The sequence below is a fragment of the Desulfobacter sp. genome (genome assembly GCA_028768545.1).
Lineage (GTDB): Bacteria > Desulfobacterota > Desulfobacteria > Desulfobacterales > Desulfobacteraceae > Desulfobacter.
This window is the reverse complement of record CP054838.1, coordinates 3,202,943-3,221,158: the sequence shown is the minus strand read 5'-3', so window position 1 is coordinate 3,221,158 and position 18,216 is coordinate 3,202,943. Positions and strand designations below refer to the sequence as shown.

14 protein-coding genes are annotated in these 18,216 nt (G+C 45.9%); 6 read left to right on the top strand and 8 right to left on the bottom strand.

Translation table 11 applies throughout. The features are described 5' to 3' along the window. The first annotated feature begins 4 nt into the window (after positions 1-4). Positions 5-1,900: a SurA N-terminal domain-containing protein gene (locus HUN05_15625; GenBank protein WDP86381.1), complete on the top strand. Its 1,896-nt coding sequence runs from the start codon at positions 5-7 to the stop codon at positions 1,898-1,900. A 325-nt stretch (positions 1,901-2,225) separates the two neighbouring features. Here HUN05_15625 and HUN05_15620 read toward each other — a convergent pair whose 3' ends face one another. Next, entirely contained in the window at positions 2,226-3,437 is a 1,212-nt protein-coding gene (locus HUN05_15620) for an IS256 family transposase (GenBank protein WDP86380.1), read from the bottom strand. Between the two features lie 94 nt (positions 3,438-3,531). On the opposite strand from HUN05_15620, the gene HUN05_15615 reads away from it, so the two are divergent. Next, entirely contained in the window at positions 3,532-4,002 is a 471-nt protein-coding gene (locus HUN05_15615; GenBank protein ID WDP86379.1) for a LysE family translocator, read from the top strand. 166 nt (positions 4,003-4,168) lie between these two features. Here HUN05_15615 and HUN05_15610 read toward each other — a convergent pair whose 3' ends face one another. The 3 genes from HUN05_15610 to HUN05_15600 all read right to left on the bottom strand — a co-directional run bounded on the left by HUN05_15610 (position 4,169) and on the right by HUN05_15600 (position 8,900). Then, the gene (locus tag HUN05_15610) at positions 4,169-5,806 is read right to left on the bottom strand and encodes a response regulator (protein ID WDP86378.1); all 1,638 of its coding nucleotides are present in this window, start codon (positions 5,804-5,806) and stop codon (positions 4,169-4,171) included. 266 nt (positions 5,807-6,072) lie between these two features. After that, complete coding sequence (locus HUN05_15605) at positions 6,073-7,467, bottom strand: sigma-54-dependent Fis family transcriptional regulator (GenBank protein ID WDP86377.1); 1,395 nt, start codon at positions 7,465-7,467, stop codon at positions 6,073-6,075. Further along, positions 7,464-8,900: a PAS domain-containing protein gene (locus tag HUN05_15600; GenBank protein WDP86376.1), complete on the bottom strand. Its 1,437-nt coding sequence runs from the start codon at positions 8,898-8,900 to the stop codon at positions 7,464-7,466. The genes HUN05_15605 and HUN05_15600 overlap by 4 nt, the downstream gene beginning before the upstream one ends. A 314-nt stretch (positions 8,901-9,214) precedes the next feature. On the opposite strand from HUN05_15600, the gene HUN05_15595 reads away from it, so the two are divergent. Further along, complete coding sequence (locus tag HUN05_15595) at positions 9,215-10,846, top strand: penicillin-binding protein activator (GenBank protein ID WDP86375.1); 1,632 nt, start codon at positions 9,215-9,217, stop codon at positions 10,844-10,846. Here the strand turns inward: HUN05_15595 and HUN05_15590 are convergent. Next, on the bottom strand, positions 10,827-12,152 hold the full coding sequence (locus HUN05_15590) for an ATP-dependent 6-phosphofructokinase (protein ID WDP86374.1): 1,326 nt from the start codon (positions 12,150-12,152) through the stop codon (positions 10,827-10,829). The genes HUN05_15595 and HUN05_15590 overlap by 20 nt on opposite strands. Beyond that, complete coding sequence (locus HUN05_15585) at positions 12,149-13,132, bottom strand: KpsF/GutQ family sugar-phosphate isomerase (GenBank protein WDP86373.1); 984 nt, start codon at positions 13,130-13,132, stop codon at positions 12,149-12,151. The genes HUN05_15590 and HUN05_15585 overlap by 4 nt, the downstream gene beginning before the upstream one ends. Before the next feature lie 287 nt (positions 13,133-13,419). Between HUN05_15585 and HUN05_15580 the strand changes: the two genes are divergently transcribed. The 3 genes from HUN05_15580 to HUN05_15570 all read left to right on the top strand — a co-directional run bounded on the left by HUN05_15580 (position 13,420) and on the right by HUN05_15570 (position 16,942). Then, positions 13,420-13,692 carry a hypothetical protein gene (locus HUN05_15580; GenBank protein ID WDP86372.1) on the top strand — a complete coding sequence of 91 codons (273 nt, stop codon included), beginning with the start codon at positions 13,420-13,422 and terminating at the stop codon, positions 13,690-13,692. 137 nt (positions 13,693-13,829) lie between these two features. Beyond that, positions 13,830-15,146 (top strand): aminotransferase class I/II-fold pyridoxal phosphate-dependent enzyme, encoded by a 1,317-nt coding sequence (locus tag HUN05_15575; protein WDP86371.1) that lies wholly within the window; start codon positions 13,830-13,832, stop codon positions 15,144-15,146. A gap of 14 nt (positions 15,147-15,160) precedes the next feature. Next, positions 15,161-16,942 carry a chloride channel protein gene (locus HUN05_15570; GenBank protein WDP88090.1) on the top strand — a complete coding sequence of 594 codons (1,782 nt, stop codon included), beginning with the start codon at positions 15,161-15,163 and terminating at the stop codon, positions 16,940-16,942. On the opposite strand, the gene truA is transcribed toward HUN05_15570, so the two are convergent. Both truA and HUN05_15560 read right to left on the bottom strand, forming a co-directional pair. Then, positions 16,939-17,694 carry a tRNA pseudouridine(38-40) synthase TruA gene (gene truA / locus HUN05_15565; GenBank protein ID WDP86370.1) on the bottom strand — a complete coding sequence of 252 codons (756 nt, stop codon included), beginning with the start codon at positions 17,692-17,694 and terminating at the stop codon, positions 16,939-16,941. The genes HUN05_15570 and truA overlap by 4 nt on opposite strands. Further along, positions 17,681-18,133: a MarR family transcriptional regulator gene (locus HUN05_15560; protein ID WDP86369.1), complete on the bottom strand. Its 453-nt coding sequence runs from the start codon at positions 18,131-18,133 to the stop codon at positions 17,681-17,683. The genes truA and HUN05_15560 overlap by 14 nt, the downstream gene beginning before the upstream one ends. Between the last annotated feature and the right edge of the window lie 83 nt (positions 18,134-18,216).

Genomic DNA, 18,216 nt, shown 5'->3' with positions numbered 1-18,216 from the left:
ATGGATGCTGCGTTACTTGCGTGAAAATACCGGAAACTGGATTATCAAAATTTTTCTGGGCATCATTGTGATTGTTTTTGTTTTCCTGGGTGTGGGAAGTATGAACGCCAACAAGAGAAACGAAGTTGCCAAAGTCAATGACCAGCCCATTACCTTTAATGAGTTTCAGGATGCTTATAAAAATTTGATTCAGCAGATGAGGCAGCGGTTCGGAAACTCATTAAATGATGACCTGGTCAAGGCATTGAATATCAAACAGCAGGCTGTTAACAGTCTGATTGACCAAAAGCTCATGGATATGGAGGCGGACAAGCTTAAAATCATGGTTTCTGACCAGGAACTGGAAGAGGCCCTGCTGTCCATCAAGGCTTTTCAAAAAGACGGGGCCTTTAACATGGAGATGTACACGCGTGTTTTGTCCCAGAACAGCCTGACTCCGGAAACCTTTGAGGCGCTTCAGCGCAGAGCCATTAAAAATGCCAAACTCAGAGAAATGGTTCTATCCGGGATTACGGTGTCCGATACTGAAGCCAGAACCTGGTACACATTTAAAAATACCCAGATGGCCATTGATTATATCAAGGTGGATCCGGGCAGTTTTACAGACATTGTTCCCACGGATGCGCAGGTCAAGGCCCAGTACAAGGAGAATCTGAATCTGTATCAGTCCAGGCCCAAACGAAAAGCCGTGTATCTTGTATTTTCCCCGGATGATCACCTGGGCAGTGCTGCTGGCATAGGAGACGAGCAGGTTAAAGAATATTACGAGCAGAACTTGGCCAGGTTTACTACGCCTGAGCAGGTAGAGGCCAGCCATATCCTGATCAAGGTGGATCAAGATGCCAGTGAAGAAGATGTTGCCGCTGCCCGAAAACTTGCGGATGACGCCTATGAAAAAGCATCCAAGGGAGGGGACTTTGCCGAACTGGCCAAGGCGGTTTCCCAAGGACCTAGCGCATCCGACGGCGGATATCTGGGACGTTTTGATAAAAAAAGCATGGTCAAACCTTTTGGGGATGCTGCCTTTGCAATGGAAAAAGGCCAGATTTCAAAACCGGTCAGAACCCAGTTTGGCTTCCACATCATAAAAGTAACGGATAAAACCCCTGTTCTGGTGGAACCCTTTGATACGGCAAAAAATACTATTTTTAAGGAACTTGCGGCACAGGAATTACAGAATCTGGCGTATTACAAGGCAGGAGAGGCATTTGATGCTGTTGTGGACGGAGATGATTTTGAGCAGGTTGCCCTGGTTGCCAAGAAAAAGGTGATTGAAACCCAGGCGTTTACGGATGACGGCCAAGGCCTGGCCATGGAAAATGCGTCTGAATTTGCCAAAACCGCCTTTGCCTTGACCACAGATGATATCAGTGAAGTTAAGCAGATGGGGGATAAATACTATCTGATAAAGATTGTTGAAAAGATAGATCCCAAGCAACTGCCCTTGGAAGAGGTGGATGCTCAGATCCTTGAAAGCCTGACCGCCATTCAGCAGAAAGAAGCCGCGGCTGAACTGGCCCAGACCCTGCTTGAAAAAGTTGAGTCCGGAGCCTCTTTTGCCAAAATCGTCCAGGAAAATAAACTGGATCTGAAAACCTCGCCTTTGTTCACTCGAGACCAGTATATCCAGGGTATCCCGGGATCCCAGGAGATGGTGGCTGCAGCATTTACACTGGACAAACAAGGTGCGGTTTACTCTAAGGTGGTCAAGGCCGGTCCTGATTTTTATATCATTGGGTTTAATGACAAACAAGTGCCTGATGAGGCTGCGGCCATGGAAAATGAGGATAAAGTAAGACAGGAGATGGCGTATATGAAACAGCAAAAATACTATACCGCCTGGGTTCAGTCTTTGAAGGCCAATGCAAATATTGAGATCAATACAGAGATTATCAACTAAGATAAGGTTCAACAATTTGTCGGCTGATTTGGGGCATGCCTGATTTGAACCGCCTTAGGGAGGATTTGATTGGGAAATGCCCCATCTTTGTTTTTGGCAGATGATATTTAATCTTTAAAAAGGCAATCTAAACAAAAGATGAGCATCTTTGATTGGGAATGTTCAGAATTCTGTGTCACGGTTTCGGTTCCCGGATCTGCCTCAGCGCCAGCGGAAGTAAAAGTCAGGTCCGAGAATGGGCCTTCAATCAGCCACGTCGGAGGAGTTGACTTTTGCTGGAGTGGAGTTCCTGGAACCATCTTTTCCATCTGTAAATAAATCCCTATCAAATTCCCAGCTCTTTATCCAGCCGGCCTTCAAAGAAAATTGCCAACTGGGAAATTGTCAGTGACCAATTTTGAATCGGCATTGTCCATTTTTTACTGGCGTTCTGGATCCCCATGTAAAGCAGTTTTAACAGGCTGTCCTGGTTCGGGAATGATCCCTTTGTTTTGGTCAGTTTTCGAAACTGTCGATGCACAGCCTCAATGGTATTTGTGGTGTATATTATCCGTCGAATCTCTTCTGGATATTTAAAGAAATGACTGAGGCGTTCCCAGTTGTTCCGCCAGGATTTTATCACAATCGGGTATTTGTCATTCCATTTATTTTCCAAGATATCCAGTTCTTCTTCGGCCAGATCCTTATTGACCGCTTTATAAACACGTTTTAGATCTGCCATAAATTCCTTTTTATTTTTGGAACCAACGTATTTCAATGAATTTCGGATCTGGTGGACTACGCAGAGTTGAACTTCTGTGTCCGGGAATATGGTCTCAATGGCCTCGGGAAAACCTTTTAGACCATCAACACAGGCAATCAGGATATCTTTTACCCCTCGGTTTGAAAGGTCTGTTAACACCTGCAGCCAGAAGTTCGCACCCTCATTCTCGGATATGTACAGCCCAAGAACCTCTTTGCGGCCCTCGATATTCACCCCAAGAATTGTGTAAACGGCTTTGCTGCCGACCTTTCCGTTTTCTCGTACTTTATAATGTATGGCATCAAGCCATACGATTGGGTACACATTTTCCAACGGCCTGGCCTGCCATTCTTTGACGGTATGGATGATTTTATCGGTAATGGTGCTCAGAGTGGCATTTGAAATCTCAAGTCCATAGATTTCCTGTAAATGGGAAGCCATATCATTATAACTCATGCCCAGGCCGTAAAGGGCTATTATCTTTCTTTCAATTTCATCGCTGAGCGTTGTCTGATGTTTTTTGACGATCTGTGGAGAGAAGGTTCCGGCCCTGTCACGCGGGGTTTTTAGCTCAAATTTACCATCCAGGGATTTAATGGTCTTTTTGCTTTTTCCATTACGGCGGTTGGCAGAAACTTCCTGCCCGAGATGGGACTCCAACTCTCCTTCAAGAGCAGCTTCAGCAAGATTTTTGATTAATGATGTAAGGACGCCGCCCTTACCTGTGAAGGGTTTACCTTCCTGGATGCCTTTAAGGGCTTTTTGAAAATCAAATTCGGTGTTTTCTTCGGTCATGTCAGTTCTCCTTATTTAGCTGAGTATATCAGCTTTCATTCAACTGACACAGAATTTTGAACGCCCTCTTCTGGGCATACTCTCGGGACTTTTTTTGCTTTCTTTATTGGCCATAACGGGGCTTGGAATGATACTAGAGTCTTCAAAGGAATTGTTTTTGTGGTTACAATATATGGGTGCGGCTTATCTTTGCTTTATTGGAATTAAAATTTTCATAACAAAATCCGATCCTGAAACAAAAGAGTGTCCTGAAAAGTCCCCTAAAAGCGTCATAATGCGATACGTCCACGGCATCGGCGTATCCATGGTAAATCCAAAGGCTCTGGGATTTTTCTCCGCACTATTTCTTCCCTTTATCAATCCTGATGATAATACCTATTTTCAATTCATCATACTCATATTGACATTGCTGGGGTGTTCAACCTTTTCCCTGTTTTTCTATTCAATCGGTGCCCAGGCGGTCTCTCCGACCATCAAAAAATATTCCAATGCCTTCAACAAAATTACAGGCAGCTGTTTTATTGGATTGTCCCTGATGCTGGCAAGGTCATCGAGCAAAGCATAAATTCCGAATCAACCACGCAGAAGGGATCGGAAAATGACTGGAAAATCAAGAGATTAAAACACTGACCTTTTTGCCCAACAGGTCAAAACTAGGTCCAATAGATCAAACAGGCTAAAACGCAAAAAGCCTCCCCCTGGAAAGCCCAAGGGGAGGTTTTTTTTAGGGTTTATGCTGCCAGGGTATAAGCCCTTTGGGTCACATGGCGCAGTTCATCCGGAGTAAAGGGTTTGGGCAGGTAATCCACCGCCCCGATCCTGGCGGTCTCAATGGCGGTTCCAATACTGGCGTAGCCTGTGATGATGATCACCCGGGCTGAGGGCTGGGCCTCAGATATGGCTTCTAAAAGCTCAAGTCCTGCTACCCCGGGCATCCTCAAGTCCAGAAGTACAAGTCGATAGGGCTGATGATTGATTTTTTCAATGGCCTCAGCCTTGGAAACGGCCTGGTCAATCTCATATCCGGTTTTACCGAGAATCTTTCTGATATTGTTGTTTACCGATACCTCATCATCCACCACCAGAATCTTTTTGGCCTCTGTTTTTAATTTACCCCCTAAAGGATCCACTTTTTTAAGTTCTTCATAGGGCAGAAAGGCAAACCCGTCCCGGTCAAGATCCCGGATATATTCAGGGCCTGTAACGGCCAGAACCTCGTCATAGTCAAAGGGCTGGTCAATGCCGATCATGGTTTTGGGATTAAATGCATTGGCCTTTTTACCCAGCTTTTTGGCCCGGGCCTTGAGTTTGGGGCAATACTTTTTATTCAGACCTGTCTTGCAGGTGGTCCCAAGCTTTTCCATGACATCACAGACCATGTCGCCCACGGCGCAGTGAAATTGTTCTGCAGGGTTTGGGTCCACTTTTTTAAGCGCTTCATAATCTAAGCCGGCATGGCCGTCCCGGTCCACATGCTGAACATACTCGGTCCCGGTCACCTGGGCCACTTCATCGTAATCAAAGGGCTGGTCAATGCCGATATTTTGGGAACCCTTTTGGGGCCCAGTCTTGGGATCGACTTTTTTAAGTTCTTCATAGGGCAGAAAGGCAAACCCGTCCCGGTCAAGATCCCGGATATATTCAGGGCCTGTAACGGCCAGAACCTCATCATAGTCAAAGGGCTGGTCAATGCCGATCATGGTTTTGGGATTAAATGCATTGGCCTTTTTACCCATCTTTTTGGCCCGGGCCTTGAGTTTGGGGCAATACTTTTTATTCAGACCTGTTTTGCAGGTGGTCCCAAGCTTTTCCATGACATCACAGACCATGTCGCCCACGGCGCAGTGAAATTCCTGGACCTGCTCAAGTTTTTCTTCAACGATCTTTTCAACAGGGGAAGGTTTGACCAGATTTTCTGCAGCATCACCGCCAAAATCAATATCGATGTCCATGATTTCAATGGTCTGCCTTTCTTCTTCGGAAATCCTGATCTCTTCATACTTGCCGAGCAAGGCCTTGCTCACGGTTGTTCTCAGCTCATCCGGGGTAAAGGGTTTGGGAATATAGTCAAGGGCGCCCAGACGAATGGCTTTGACAGCTGTATTGGTAGAGGCATAACCGGTCATCATCACCGTTTTTATATCCGGAACCTCTTTGGCCACCTGGCTGAGCAGTTCCAGACCATTCATTTCCGGCATGACAATGTCGGAAATCAAAAGGGAAAAAGACCCGTCTTTCATCATCTCAAGGGCCTGGCCCGCACTTTGGGTGTGAACAACACTATAATTGTTTTTGGTTAAAATTTTTTCCACATTTTGACAAATGCCGATTTCATCATCAACCACCATGATTTTAACCTGATTTTCCATAATCTCCCTCCTTAAGCTGAAATTAACAAATGATTTGTTTCTGTGGGAAAAGGGAATTGCAGGGATGATGCCAGACGAAAAAATAATTATAAGTGTCTGTAATAAAAGAAAATATTACAAACACCACAAAAACCATCGTCTGAAATAGTATATAATTTATATACAGGTTAATCCCGGGCTTTACGGCCAAACCCAGTCCGGGCAGTGCTTTCACAGACTGTATTAAAAAAATATACAGGGTATGTATAAAAAAATGAACCCAGGGTTCAGGGGCGGGTGATCTTGTATTTTCTCATTAACGCCTGGAAGTTGGTTCTCTGCAGCCCGGTTTCCTGAGCCGCCCGGGTGACATTCCAGTCGTTTCTGGCAAGACTGTTCAATAAAAAATTTCGTTCAACTTTACTCACGGCTTTTTGCCGGATTTTCTTTTTTAAAATTTTAAGGTCTTCATTGGTTTTGGGAATGCTTTCGATCATTTCATCGATTTCACTGATTTCACCGAGCAGGGGCAGGTCCTTGAGCATGATCTCATCTGTCTCGCAGAGGATGACCGCCCGTTCAACCACATTTTTAAGCTGTCTGACATTGCCGGGCCATTGGTACTCGATCAGCCGTGCAGCAGATCTTTCATGAAAGCCTGTGATCGTTTTTCCCATTTTCTGACAAAACTGATTTAAAAAATAATAGGCAATGGGCAAAATATCCATCCGCCTGTCATTCAGGCTGGGAATCACAATGGGATATACATAGATCCGATAATAAAAATCTTCCCGGAACTCCCCAGCCTTGACCATTTTTTCAAGTTTCTGGTTGGTTGCAAAGACCAGGCGGACATCCACCTTTTCAGGGGTTGTGCCCCCAACCGGTAAAAAGGTGCGGGTCTCAAGAAACCGCAGCAGTCTTGCCTGAATTTCCCTTGAGCTGTTGGATATTTCATCTAAAAAAACCGTGCCCCCATGGGCCTGTTTAAAAATGCCCGGCTTGTCTCGATCCGCCCCGGTAAAGGCACCCTTTACATGACCAAAGAGTTCCGAAGAGAGCAGTTCCTGGGTCAGGGTACCGCAGTCAACGGCAAAAAAAACATGATCCTTTCTCAGGCTGTTTGCATGAATGGCCCTGGCGATAAGCTCCTTGCCCGTCCCGCTCTCTCCATAAACCAGGACATTGGCATCGGTCTTGGCCACCTTCTGGACCATGTTGATCACCTTTTTGATTCCAGGGCTGTCCCCAATCAATTGATGTGATATCTTTTTTTCTTTTTGGCCGGACAAGGCCTTTTGCTGCCGGCGAAGTGCCTTTCTTTCAACGGCCTGCTGAACCACTGCCCGAAGTTCATACGGGGTAAACGGCTTGGGCAGATAATCAAACACCCCCATCTTCATCACTTCAACAGCAGAAGAGACACTGGCATACCCGGTCATGACAATCACGATGGTTTTTGAAAAAGACTCATTGATCCGGGCAATCACTTCCATCCCGCCAATACGCTCCATGTTCAGGTCGGTGATCACAATGTCAAAGGGGGTTAACGCCATCATTTTCAAGGCATCAAATCCATTCAGGGCATATTCAACCCGATACTCAGCAGAGTCTAAAATTTTGATACAATTGCGGCAGATCTGCTCTTCATCGTCAATCACAAGTATGGACGCTAAACTCATTTGTCCATTCCTTCCTGGCAAATGGGAAGACGGATATGAAATTGAGTTCCTTTTCCAGGGGTGCTTGTGGCAAAAATCCTTCCGGCATGCTGTTCGATAATGCCGTGGGTAATGGCAAGTCCAAGACCTGTACCGCTTTTTTTTGTCGTAAAAAATGGTTCAAAAATTTTATCCAGATTTGAGGCTGGAATGCCTTCACCCGTATCGCTGACCTGAACCTCAATGGCATTTTTATCTTCAAGCAGCTTTGAAAAAATACGGATTTTTCCACCCGGAGGTGTGGCCTCAATGGCATTTAAGGTTAAATTAATAATGGTCTGCTGAATTTTATCCTTGTCAATGGACAAAGCAGGCAGGGATCTGGCCAGGGACATGTCCAGATCAATATCTTTAAATTTTGCCTGTTTACGGGTCAGGACCAGGCTTTCTGTGATCACCGCATTCATGTCTTCTGGCCGTTTAATCGATTTGGTTTCACGGGCAAAATCCAGCAGGCTTTTCACAATTTTTCGACAGCGCAGGGCCTCGTTGCTGATAATACTCAGCTCGTCATACATGGAAGTTCCTTGTTCAAGGTCTTCTTGAAGCAGCATGGAAGAGGTCAAAATGGTGGTCAAAGGGTTGTTTATCTCATGGGCCACCCCTGCACTGAGCCGGCCGATGGAGACCAGTTTTTCCTGCTGCATCATTTTTTTCTCAAACTCAATTTCCTTGGTGATATCCTTTGAAACCTCGATCACTCCTTTTAATTCTCCCTTTTCAATTAAGGGGTAGCAGGATATGGAAACAAAATGCTTTCTGTTGTTTTTGCCCAAATGGATATGGGTGGCAGCCGAAGGCTTGCCTGTCTTTATCACCTGTTCAAGGGGGCAGGGGTGTTTTTCCCCTGAGCAGGGCATGGACTTGCGATGGGTGATTTCATGGCAATACCGGCCCACGGCCTGGTCCCGGGTCAGACCCAGCTTTTCTAAAAAGGTCTTGTTAATGTCCAGAATTTTGTAATCCAGGGAAATCACGATCACGTCATCCAGGATGGGGCCGTTTATCATGGCCTTGTACATGGCCTGTGTCTCTGAAAGCTCCTGGTGGGTTTTGGTATGTTTCCGGGCAGAGTTGTCGATTTCCCAAAAGAGCAGGGCAGTGGTATGGGCAATGGCCCTGACATGGTCTTTTTTCTTGGATAAAATATCGTTGTATACGTCAAGGTTGGAGGTTAATTCCACGATAAGATCAATATTGTCCATTGCAAACAAATCATTGTAATCCGTGGTGATAAAAATATTTTTTTCACGGGCCTTAACCAATCCGGGCGCCTGACTATCGGCATCGGCAACGGCAACAACAACAGGGGCGACCACCTGAAATTGATATTTATCGATAATACCCATAAGATACAAGCACTTGTTTCCGGCGCCCACGATAGCTACTCTCATAACTCTCCTTTCATCTTGAACCATTTATCCTGATCTTGTCGGCGATAATCAAGAGCTGATACGCCATGGATGCGGATCCGAATTTAAGGATACCGGATAATTGCATCATCCATATCAGGTATAGTATTAAATTTTTCTAAAGAAAAGCGGATTTTGCAAGTTAAAATCCGGATTCAGCCGGCCCACCCTTAAAAGATTTTTGACATCAATATCAAATTTACATATAGTTGGCCGACAAAATCAACCCAAGTCGCGGTATGAACCGGATAAAAATATGATAAACAAAAGTACTTAGGATACCACTGGTAAAACAAATGAAAAAACATAGATACGTTTGGCAGATATCAATGCTCTTTATGGGTATGTTCCTTGTTGCATCCTTTTGGGGCTGTGCCCAGAAGCCAGGGGTAAAACCGCTTCCCCCTCTGATTTCAGTTCTCATGACCCAGGCTCAGACCTTTGCGGACCAGGCCAATTATCAAGATGCATTATTGGTTTATAATCAGGCCCTGGCCAAAGTGGTTGAACAGGGCAGGGCATCAGAGGCCACCCAGAAAAAAATAATAGAAAAGATAGAAGAGGTGCTGGCCCAGGCACCGCCCCGGATTATCCAAGAATTTTCAGAGATTAAAAACCTGACCATTCCCCAGCCCCTTTTCCAATACTGGACCGGATATCAGTATTTTCACCAGCAAGAGTATGATCAGGCAAGACAAGCCCTTGAAGCATTTCTGGAAAATGAAATTGATCACCCCCATGCCGAGTCTGCCCGGGACATTATAAAGGCCATGGACCAGGAGGTGGTAAAAAAAGACACCATCGGGTGCCTTCTGCCCCTGTCGGGAAAATACCAGGTATACGGTCAAAAAGCTCTGCAGGGGATTCAGCTTGCGGTTCAGGATCTGAGCGCTGCCCATGGAATTGAATTTAAAGTGATGGTCAAAGATACCCGATCTGACCCTGCCCGTGCTGCGTTATGTGTTGAACAACTGGCCCAAGAAAATGTATTGGCCATTGTAGGCCCGCTGCTGGTGCCAGAAAAAGCGGGCAGCCTGGCTCAGCAAAAGGGTATCCCTTTGATGGCCATGACCCAAAAAACGGATTTTCCCCTTCAGGGAGATTATCTTTTTTCAAATTTCATCACCCCTGAAATGCAGGTGGAGGCCCTGGGTAAGTATCTGTTCATGAACCTGGGACTGAAAAAAGTGGCCATTCTCTACCCCAATGAAAGATATGGCAAACGCTACCTTGAATTATTCTGGGACGTAGTTGATAAATTCAACGGCCAGGTGGTGGGGGTAGAAGCCTATGACGGCAATAAAACCGATTTTACCATCCCCTTGCAAAAACTGACCGGGGAATATTACCCTGTGCCTGAACACCTTAAAACCACTCAGGAAAAACAAAGTTCAGTCCAAGGATTACGGCTTTCCAGCCGGGGATCTGCCGTGGCCAATAAGGACCGGATTGAAATTGATTTTCAGGCCCTGTTTATTCCTGATGCCCTGTCCAGGGTCAACCTGATCCTTCCCCAGCTTGCCTTTCACGATGTCAGGGGCATGGTGCTGGTTGGGACCAACCTGTGGCACCAGCAAAGCCTGCTCACCCAGACCAAGGGGTACAATAAAAACGCTGTGATCTGCGACGGATATTTCAAGGACAGCCAAAATCCCGTGACCCATAGGTTTAACCGGGAATTCAATGAGATTTTTCAACAAGACCCTGGATTTCTTGAAGCCATTGCCTATGATACGGCTAAAATTCTTTTTACCGCATCCATAGATCCCAGTGTAGATTCCAGGAACAGTCTTAAAAACCTTCTCCAGAGCGGAAAGGTATTTGAGGGGGTCACAGGTCAAACATCTTTTGACACCAACGGCAGCCCTCACAAAAATTTATTTTTAATCACCGTGAAAAAAGGAAAATTCAGGGAAATAAATCATTGAAAAAGGAATTCTGGCCGGTTGTTTCAAGCACCGACTGCCAGAGTCTGCCCAGAGGATCCATTTTTTTCCGTCTGCCGGCCGAAGCATCCATGGGCACATGGACATAATGATTATTCCAATAACTGATGATGAGATTTGTCTTTCCTGCCATGCCGGCGTGTACGGCGTCCCGCCCCAAAAGACCGCAAAATACGGAATCATTGGCATTGGCCGGAAGGCTGCGGATAATATAGGAGGGGTCAATATATTTCAATGAAATGGGGATCTCCTTGGATTTAAACCATTGGAGAATTTTATCCTTTAAAAAAAAACCGATATCCTTGAGCACCACATTGCCCGAGGCATCATAGGCCACCTCTTTGTCATCAAAGAAATTTTGCCCCGCCCCTTCGGCCACCACAATGACCGCATGCTTTCTCAAGGCAAGCCGTTTTTCCAAGGCCTGTAAAAATCCATTTTTACCGTATAAGAAGATCTCTTCTTCGGGAATGAGTACAAAATTGGCATCGGGCTGGGCCAGGGCTGCCGTGGCAGCTAAAAATCCAGAATGACGTCCCATGAGTTTAACAAGCCCGATCCCGTTGGGATAGGCCACCGCTTCATTATGGGCCCCCTGAATGGCCAGAGTGGCCACATCAACCGCCGTATCAAACCCAAACGACCTTGACACAAGAAAAATATCATTATCAATGGTTTTGGGAATCCCGATAACAGATATTTTAAGGTTTCGGTTTAAAATTTCATCCGCGATCTTTTTTGAGGCCATGAGCGTGCCGTCCCCGCCAACCATAAAAAGAATGCCGATTCCCATCCGTTCAAGGCAATCCACCACCTCGGATATTTTTTGGTCTCCCCGTGACGAGCCCAGAATGGATCCGCCGGTGTTCTGAATACCTGACACCGCAGCGGGATCCAAATCCATCAGGTCATGGCCGAATTCCGGAATAAAGCCCTGAAGACCGTGGCGAATGCCGAAAATATTTTTGACCTTATAGATATGATATAATTCCAGAACAATGGACCTGATAATATCATTCAGGCCGGGACACAGCCCTCCGCAGGTCACCACCGCACATTTAAGTTTACTGGGATCAAAATAAATTTTCTTCCTGGGACCTGCCTGTTCAAAACTGGGCAAAGGGGAATCTAAACTTGCACACATCCGATCCGCCCGGACATCCACCGTAATTCTCGAGGTTTCTAAAATAAACCTGGATCCTGCGCCAGAGCCGTCCTTGATCAAAGGAGAGTTTATCCTGGCATCACCAAGCACGGGAATGGTTGTGCTGAAATCAAACGCTTTCATTGACTGCCTCCGTTGAACTTAAAGGTGCCCTTGCCCAGAATATCGTGAAGATGTAAAAGACCTGAAAGCTGATTGTCCTGTCCGACAATGGGTAATACGGTTATTTCATGCTTTTCCATAATATTAAGGGCATCGTAAAGATATGCCTTGGGTCCTAAACAAAGGGGGGCGTTGGTCATGAAATCATCAACCGTGGTTGTTTTAAAATCCTGATCCCCTTTTGCAATGCAGTGCCGGATGTCGCCGTCCGTGAGGATGCCGATCAATTTATTCTCCCGGTCCACCACCAGCACCACCCCCAGACGGTATTCATCCATGCAGAAAATCGCCTGGGTCATGGTTGCTCCCGGTTTGATACAGGGGGCAGATTCGGTTGAAAGCATCAATTCTTCCACCCGGCATGAAAGACGCTGGCCAAGCGCACCTCCGGGATGAGACCGGAAAAAATCAGATTTTTGAAATTTCTTTTTTTTGATCAGGGCCACGGCCAGTGCATCTCCCATGGCAAGCTGGGCCGTGGTCGAAGAGGTAGGGGCCATGTTCAGGGGGCAGGCTTCTTTTTCAACCCCTGTGTCTATCACAAGGTCGCAGAATCCGGCCATGGTGGAATTACGGTTCCCCGTAAATCCGGCCATCCGGCACCCCACATCCCGGATCACCGGCAGAAGCTGATTGAGCTCACTGGTCTCTCCTGAGTTTGAAATGGCGATGAATATATCGGCCTGGCTCACCATGCCAAGATCCCCGTGAACCGCTTCCACAGGATGAAGAAACATGGAATTGGTTCCGGTACTGCTCATGGTGGCGGCAATTTTTCTGCCGATAAGACCGGATTTTCCAATACCGGAAATAATAACCCGGCCTGTGGAATTACAAATATCATTTACAAGGGTTTCAAAGGAAAGGTCAATTTTTTTGGTCAGGTCAATCAGGCTTTGGGCTTCAATTTTCAACACTTCAATGGCATCGTCTATAATCATGATATATATTCTTAAATTTTAAAAAGGTTATTGAAATATGGGTAATATGTTCATATATACATCACTCCAAGTTTTTTTCCCAGGCAAAAAATGGGTATCTTTCACGGTAAAAACAGGATCGGCAGAATCAAGTGATTGACAATCCTATGATCCTTATGATATTTGTTCAAGGTTATATTCCCGGAGTACCGGGTTAAACATAATAATAATGCCGCCTTAAGCTGAGTGAATCCTTTGTTTAGAGGTGGTTTGAATTTTATACCCATAAATAAAACAGGACGTGTATTATGATTTGTACAACTGTTAGAGAAGGCGATGAATGTGTATTCATGACCGCCAAAGGCTGTAGTTTTAATGAAGGCCACTGCCTTCCCATCGTGGATGAATGCAAGGGATGCCAGAGAGTTGGTGAATTTTCCACAGGATCTTATTGTACGGCAGCGCCGGATCCTTCCTTAAAATGGAAAAACGGCAACTGCAACATTGCCACCCACGTTAAAACCGTTGAATCCACCAAAAAACAGAAACTTAATCCGATCAAGGCATCTAAAAGAAGATAACCTAAGATACGCTGTTTTTGATAATGAACTCTGCGGTTTTCCTTGAATTTTAGGTGTAAGCTGCAGAGTTTTTTATATTTAGGTTCAAAGATAAGGCTGATTTTTTTATCAACTATTCTGTTATCAGAGGGTGACACATGAATCCACTTGCACAGGAACTCAACAAAACTATCCAAAAAGATGTTCCCCATGTTTACGAAATGCTGTCTCAAATGGGAAAGGCCTTGTTTTTCCCCAAGGGTATTTTAAGTCAAAGTGCCGAAGCCAAAATAAAGGCAGATAAAATCAATGCCACCATCGGTATTGCCAAAGAAAAAAATTCTGTTCTGAGCCTTTCTTCGGTCACTCAGTTCATCGCGGGTATTGAACCGGACGACTATCTTCCCTATGCCCCCTCATACGGGATACCCGCCTTAAGAGAACAATGGAAAAAAGATCTTTACACAAAAAATCCCTCCCTTGAAGGAAAGAGCGTCAGTCTGCCAGTGGTGACTTCGGGCATCACCCACGGGGTCAGTGTATTGTCGGACATGTGGGTAGACACGGATGATGTCATTATTCTGCCCGATATGATGTGGGGCAATTACACCATGACCTTCTGCGTGCGAAACCATGCAAAAATTGTCCATTACAAGGCCTATGACCAGGCATTGACCCAGTTTAACATTGATGATTTTGAACGGGTGATCAGAGAAGAGGCGGCCAAAAATGATAAAATCATTACGGTTTTAAATTTTCCCCACAACCCCAGCGGTTATACCCTGAGCAAGGATGAAGCGGACCGGGTGGCTGCCATCCTCATTGAGGTTGCAAAGGGAGGCACAAATGTGGTTGCCGCCTGCGACGATGCCTACTTCGGCCTTTTCTTTGAAGAGGAGACCTCAAAAGAATCCTTGTTTGCAAAAATTGCCGGCAAAGACAAACGTCTGTTGGCTGTAAAATTGGACGGGGCCACCAAGGAAGATTATGTCTGGGGATTTAGAACCGGATTTGTCACCTACGCTGTTGCTGCCGACCAAAATACTGAGGCCGTAAACCTGGCCCTTGAAAAGAAAACCGCCGGCTGTATCCGGGGAAATATTTCCAATGCCTCCCATTTAAGCCAGACCATCTTGCTCAAATCCATGGCAGACGAAAATTATGCCCGGCTGAAACAGGAAAAATTTGATCTGCTCAAATCCCGGGCCCTGAAAATGAAAACGGTTTTAAAAGACCCCAAATATGCAGACGGATTCGAGGTATACCCCTTTAATTCAGGATATTTTATGTGTATCCGGCTCAAGGATGTCAATGCAGAACAGCTTCGGATTCATCTTCTGGACCATTACGGCACAGGATTGATTTCAATTGGAGAGAAAAATATCCGGGTGGCGTTTTCCTGCCTGGAAGAAAAAGATGTGACCACCTTGTTTGATATCATTTTAAGCGGTATCAACGATCTGAGAAAAGGCTAAGTTCAATGAGCACCATGACCAAAAAACGAACCGACCTCAAATACGCCACTAAATGGATGTTCTACTTTGTCCTGATCGGCATTATTGCCGGATTGGGCGCAGCATTATTCCACTATCTCTGCGGCCTTGGCATGCATTATTTTATGGACCTTATGGCCGGATACAGACCTGCCAACGCCGCAGGGGAACATTTGCTTTTGCCCCATACCAATACCCCTTTCAATAAATGGATACTGCTCATTCTACCGGCCATCGGCGGGGTTGTTTCCGGGTGGCTGGTCTATACCTTTGCCCCGGAGGCAGAAGGCCACGGTACAGATGCTGCCATTGATGCCTACCACCATAAGGGCGGGTTTATCCGGTCCCGGATCCCCTTCATTAAAACCATTGCCTCGACCATCACCCTGACCACGGGAGGCTCAGGAGGCAGGGAAGGGCCCATTGCCCAAATCGGGGCGGGATTTGCCTCTTTTCTGGCCACGCGTTTCAACCTCTCTGAACGGGAACGCCGGATCATGATGGCCGCCGGTATCGGGGCAGGGGTGGGCAGTATATTCAGGGCTCCCCTTGCAGGCGCTTTATTTGCCGCTGAAGTATTGTACAGGGATCCTGATTTTGAATCAGAGGTCATTATTCCGGCAGGTATTTCTTCTGTGGTGGCCTATTGTTCGTTCTGCCTGATATTTGGCTGGGGCTCTTTGTTTGATTCTCCTTCATTTAAATTCCAAAACCCCCTTGAGCTTGGACCCTATATCGTGCTTGCAGGCGTTCTGGCCCTTACAGGGATTCTCTATGTCAAAGTCTTTTACGGCATGATTGACATATTTAAAAAGCTCAAGGTTCCCAACCATATCAAGCCTGCCATCGGCGGGTTATTCACCGGAATCATCGGGTTCTTTTTACCCTATACCCTTTCCTTTGGATATGGGATGGCCCAAAATGCCATTTTTAACAAAGTGGCCATTCCCACCCTCATTGCCCTGGCCATCGGTAAGATTTTTACCACGGCGTTTTCCATTGGATCCGGCGGATCCGGCGGGGTATTCGGCCCTTCCATCGTGATCGGCGGGGCCATGGGCGGGGCTGTGGGAAATATTTTTCACATCCTTTTGCCCTCGGTGGTCACCCAGCCCGGCGCCTTTGTTATTGTGGGCATGGCCGGTTTTTTTACCGCTGTCTCCAATACCCCCATTTCAACCATTATTTTTGTCAGTGAGATGACCAACTCATACCATCTGCTGCTGCCAAGCCTTCTGGTCTGCTCCCTATGCTATCTTTTGGCTAAAAAATGGACCATATTTGAAAACCAGGTCAAATCCAGGGTGGATTCTCCGGCCCATGCCGGCGAGTTCATGATGGATATCCTCCAAACCATCAAGGTGGGAAGCCTTGCCCATTTGATCAAGGATGTGCGGTGCGTGAACGAGGATATGCCCTTTAGTGAATTCAAAAAAATATTCCAGACCACCAAACAGCATTATTTTCCGGTCATGGACAATAAGGGCGGATTTTCCGGCATTTTTTCATCCACGGATATTCGGGAGGTTATTTTCACAAGCCACCTTGAAGAACTGGTGGTCATGAAAGATATCATGATTTCGGATCTGATTACCACCAATCCTTCCGAAGACCTGAACACGGTTCTTTTGAAATTGACCCGGAAAAATATTGATGCCCTGCCCGTTGTAAAAAAAGATGAAAAATCCACCTTTTTAGGATTGATCTACAGGCGGGACATCATCTCCCACTACAACTATCATGTGACCAAAATAAAAGACCCCCAGCAGTCCTCTTAATAGATCACCTGATGTAAAAACAGTCCCCTTGCCGGTGCCGTTGCACCGGCAAGGGACCTGTCAGATGACACTAAAATCTCATTAAACTGCTCCGAACTGATCTTCCCGGTCCCGGCATCCTTTAAGGTTCCCACAATATTTCTCACCATATTCTTTAAAAACCCGGACGCTGAAATTTTAAACACAAGCATATCTTCTGGTTGGTGTTCCCAATGGGCCTTAAAAATTTCTCTGGTGGTTGAATATTTCGGACTGCCCGTGTTTTGAAAGGCCTTAAAATCATGGATCCCCAAAAGAAAATCACAACAACGGTTCATGGCCCTGATATCCAGGGCATGATTTACATGCCAAAAATAATCCCGACCCAACGCACAGGGGGTGTTTCGGTTGAGAATATAATAGTAATATGTTTTTGACCGGGCATTGTACCGGGCATGGAATTCATCAGACACAGGGGCACAATCCTTGATCACAATGGGATGTTTCATCAGACTGTTCACTCCTTTTTTTAGAACCTCGGGCTCAATTCGGGTATATGCCTTAAAATGGGCGACCTGGGCCCGGGCATGAACCCCTGCATCGGTACGCCCTGATCCGTGAATGCGAATATCCTGGTTGAGTATGACACTGAGTACAGACTCAAGCGAACTTTGAATGGTGGGTTTGTCAGGCTGCCGCTGCCACCCGTAAAACCCTGTGCCGTCATATTCAATGACCAGTTTAAAATTTCGCAGTTGATCAGAGGCGGTCATTTTTTAATGCATCCTTTACCCGGGCGTTGGTCTTGGCCATATTTTGGGCAAGCAAAATTGCGGTTTCAGGACCGAGAATTTCAGAATATTTTAAAAACAGATTTTTATAGGCCCTGGCCACATCCGCCTTTATGCCAATCCCCCTTGGCGTGGGATAGATAAAAGCCACCTTTCCCTTGTTCTGGCGTCTGACCAGTTTTTTTTTGGCCAGGCTGTCGATAAACCGGGTGATGGTTGAAGGGTTGAGTTCCAAAAGGCGGCTTAAGTCCTTGGGAGAAATTCCAGGTGTTTCAAAGACCAGCAGCAGCAACGACGCATGGGCCGGAGAGATTTTTAAATGCGTAAATTCAATTTCTGCAAGTTTGAGCAATTGCCTTGAAAAGGCATTGGCATTAAAAAAAAGACAGGTATCTAAAAAATTTTCTACAGGCGCATTCATGGGGCCTCCTTGATGTCATTGCACATACAAATATTACCTTGGGACCATTTAGTCAAGTTGAAGAGAGGATATCAGAAAAAACC

Bases quoted from the DNA above. Each gene is read 5' to 3' on its own strand.
- HUN05_15625 (WDP86381.1), top strand. From the start codon at position 5: ATGCTGCGTTACTTGCGTGAAAATACCGGAAACTGGATTATCAAAATT.
- HUN05_15620 (WDP86380.1), bottom strand. From the start codon at position 3,437: ATGACCGAAGAAAACACCGAATTTGATTTTCAAAAAGCCCTTAAAGGC.
- HUN05_15610 (WDP86378.1), bottom strand. From the start codon at position 5,806: ATGGAAAATCAGGTTAAAATCATGGTGGTTGATGATGAAATCGGCATT.
- HUN05_15605 (WDP86377.1), bottom strand. From the start codon at position 7,467: ATGAGTTTAGCGTCCATACTTGTGATTGACGATGAAGAGCAGATCTGC.
- HUN05_15600 (WDP86376.1), bottom strand. From the start codon at position 8,900: ATGAGAGTAGCTATCGTGGGCGCCGGAAACAAGTGCTTGTATCTTATG.
- HUN05_15595 (WDP86375.1), top strand. From the start codon at position 9,215: ATGAAAAAACATAGATACGTTTGGCAGATATCAATGCTCTTTATGGGT.
- HUN05_15590 (WDP86374.1), bottom strand. From the start codon at position 12,152: ATGAAAGCGTTTGATTTCAGCACAACCATTCCCGTGCTTGGTGATGCC.
- HUN05_15585 (WDP86373.1), bottom strand. From the start codon at position 13,132: ATGATTATAGACGATGCCATTGAAGTGTTGAAAATTGAAGCCCAAAGC.
- HUN05_15580 (WDP86372.1), top strand. From the start codon at position 13,420: ATGATTTGTACAACTGTTAGAGAAGGCGATGAATGTGTATTCATGACC.
- HUN05_15575 (WDP86371.1), top strand. From the start codon at position 13,830: ATGAATCCACTTGCACAGGAACTCAACAAAACTATCCAAAAAGATGTT.
- HUN05_15570 (WDP88090.1), top strand. From the start codon at position 15,161: ATGACCAAAAAACGAACCGACCTCAAATACGCCACTAAATGGATGTTC.
- truA (WDP86370.1), bottom strand. From the start codon at position 17,694: ATGACCGCCTCTGATCAACTGCGAAATTTTAAACTGGTCATTGAATAT.
- HUN05_15560 (WDP86369.1), bottom strand. From the start codon at position 18,133: ATGAATGCGCCTGTAGAAAATTTTTTAGATACCTGTCTTTTTTTTAAT.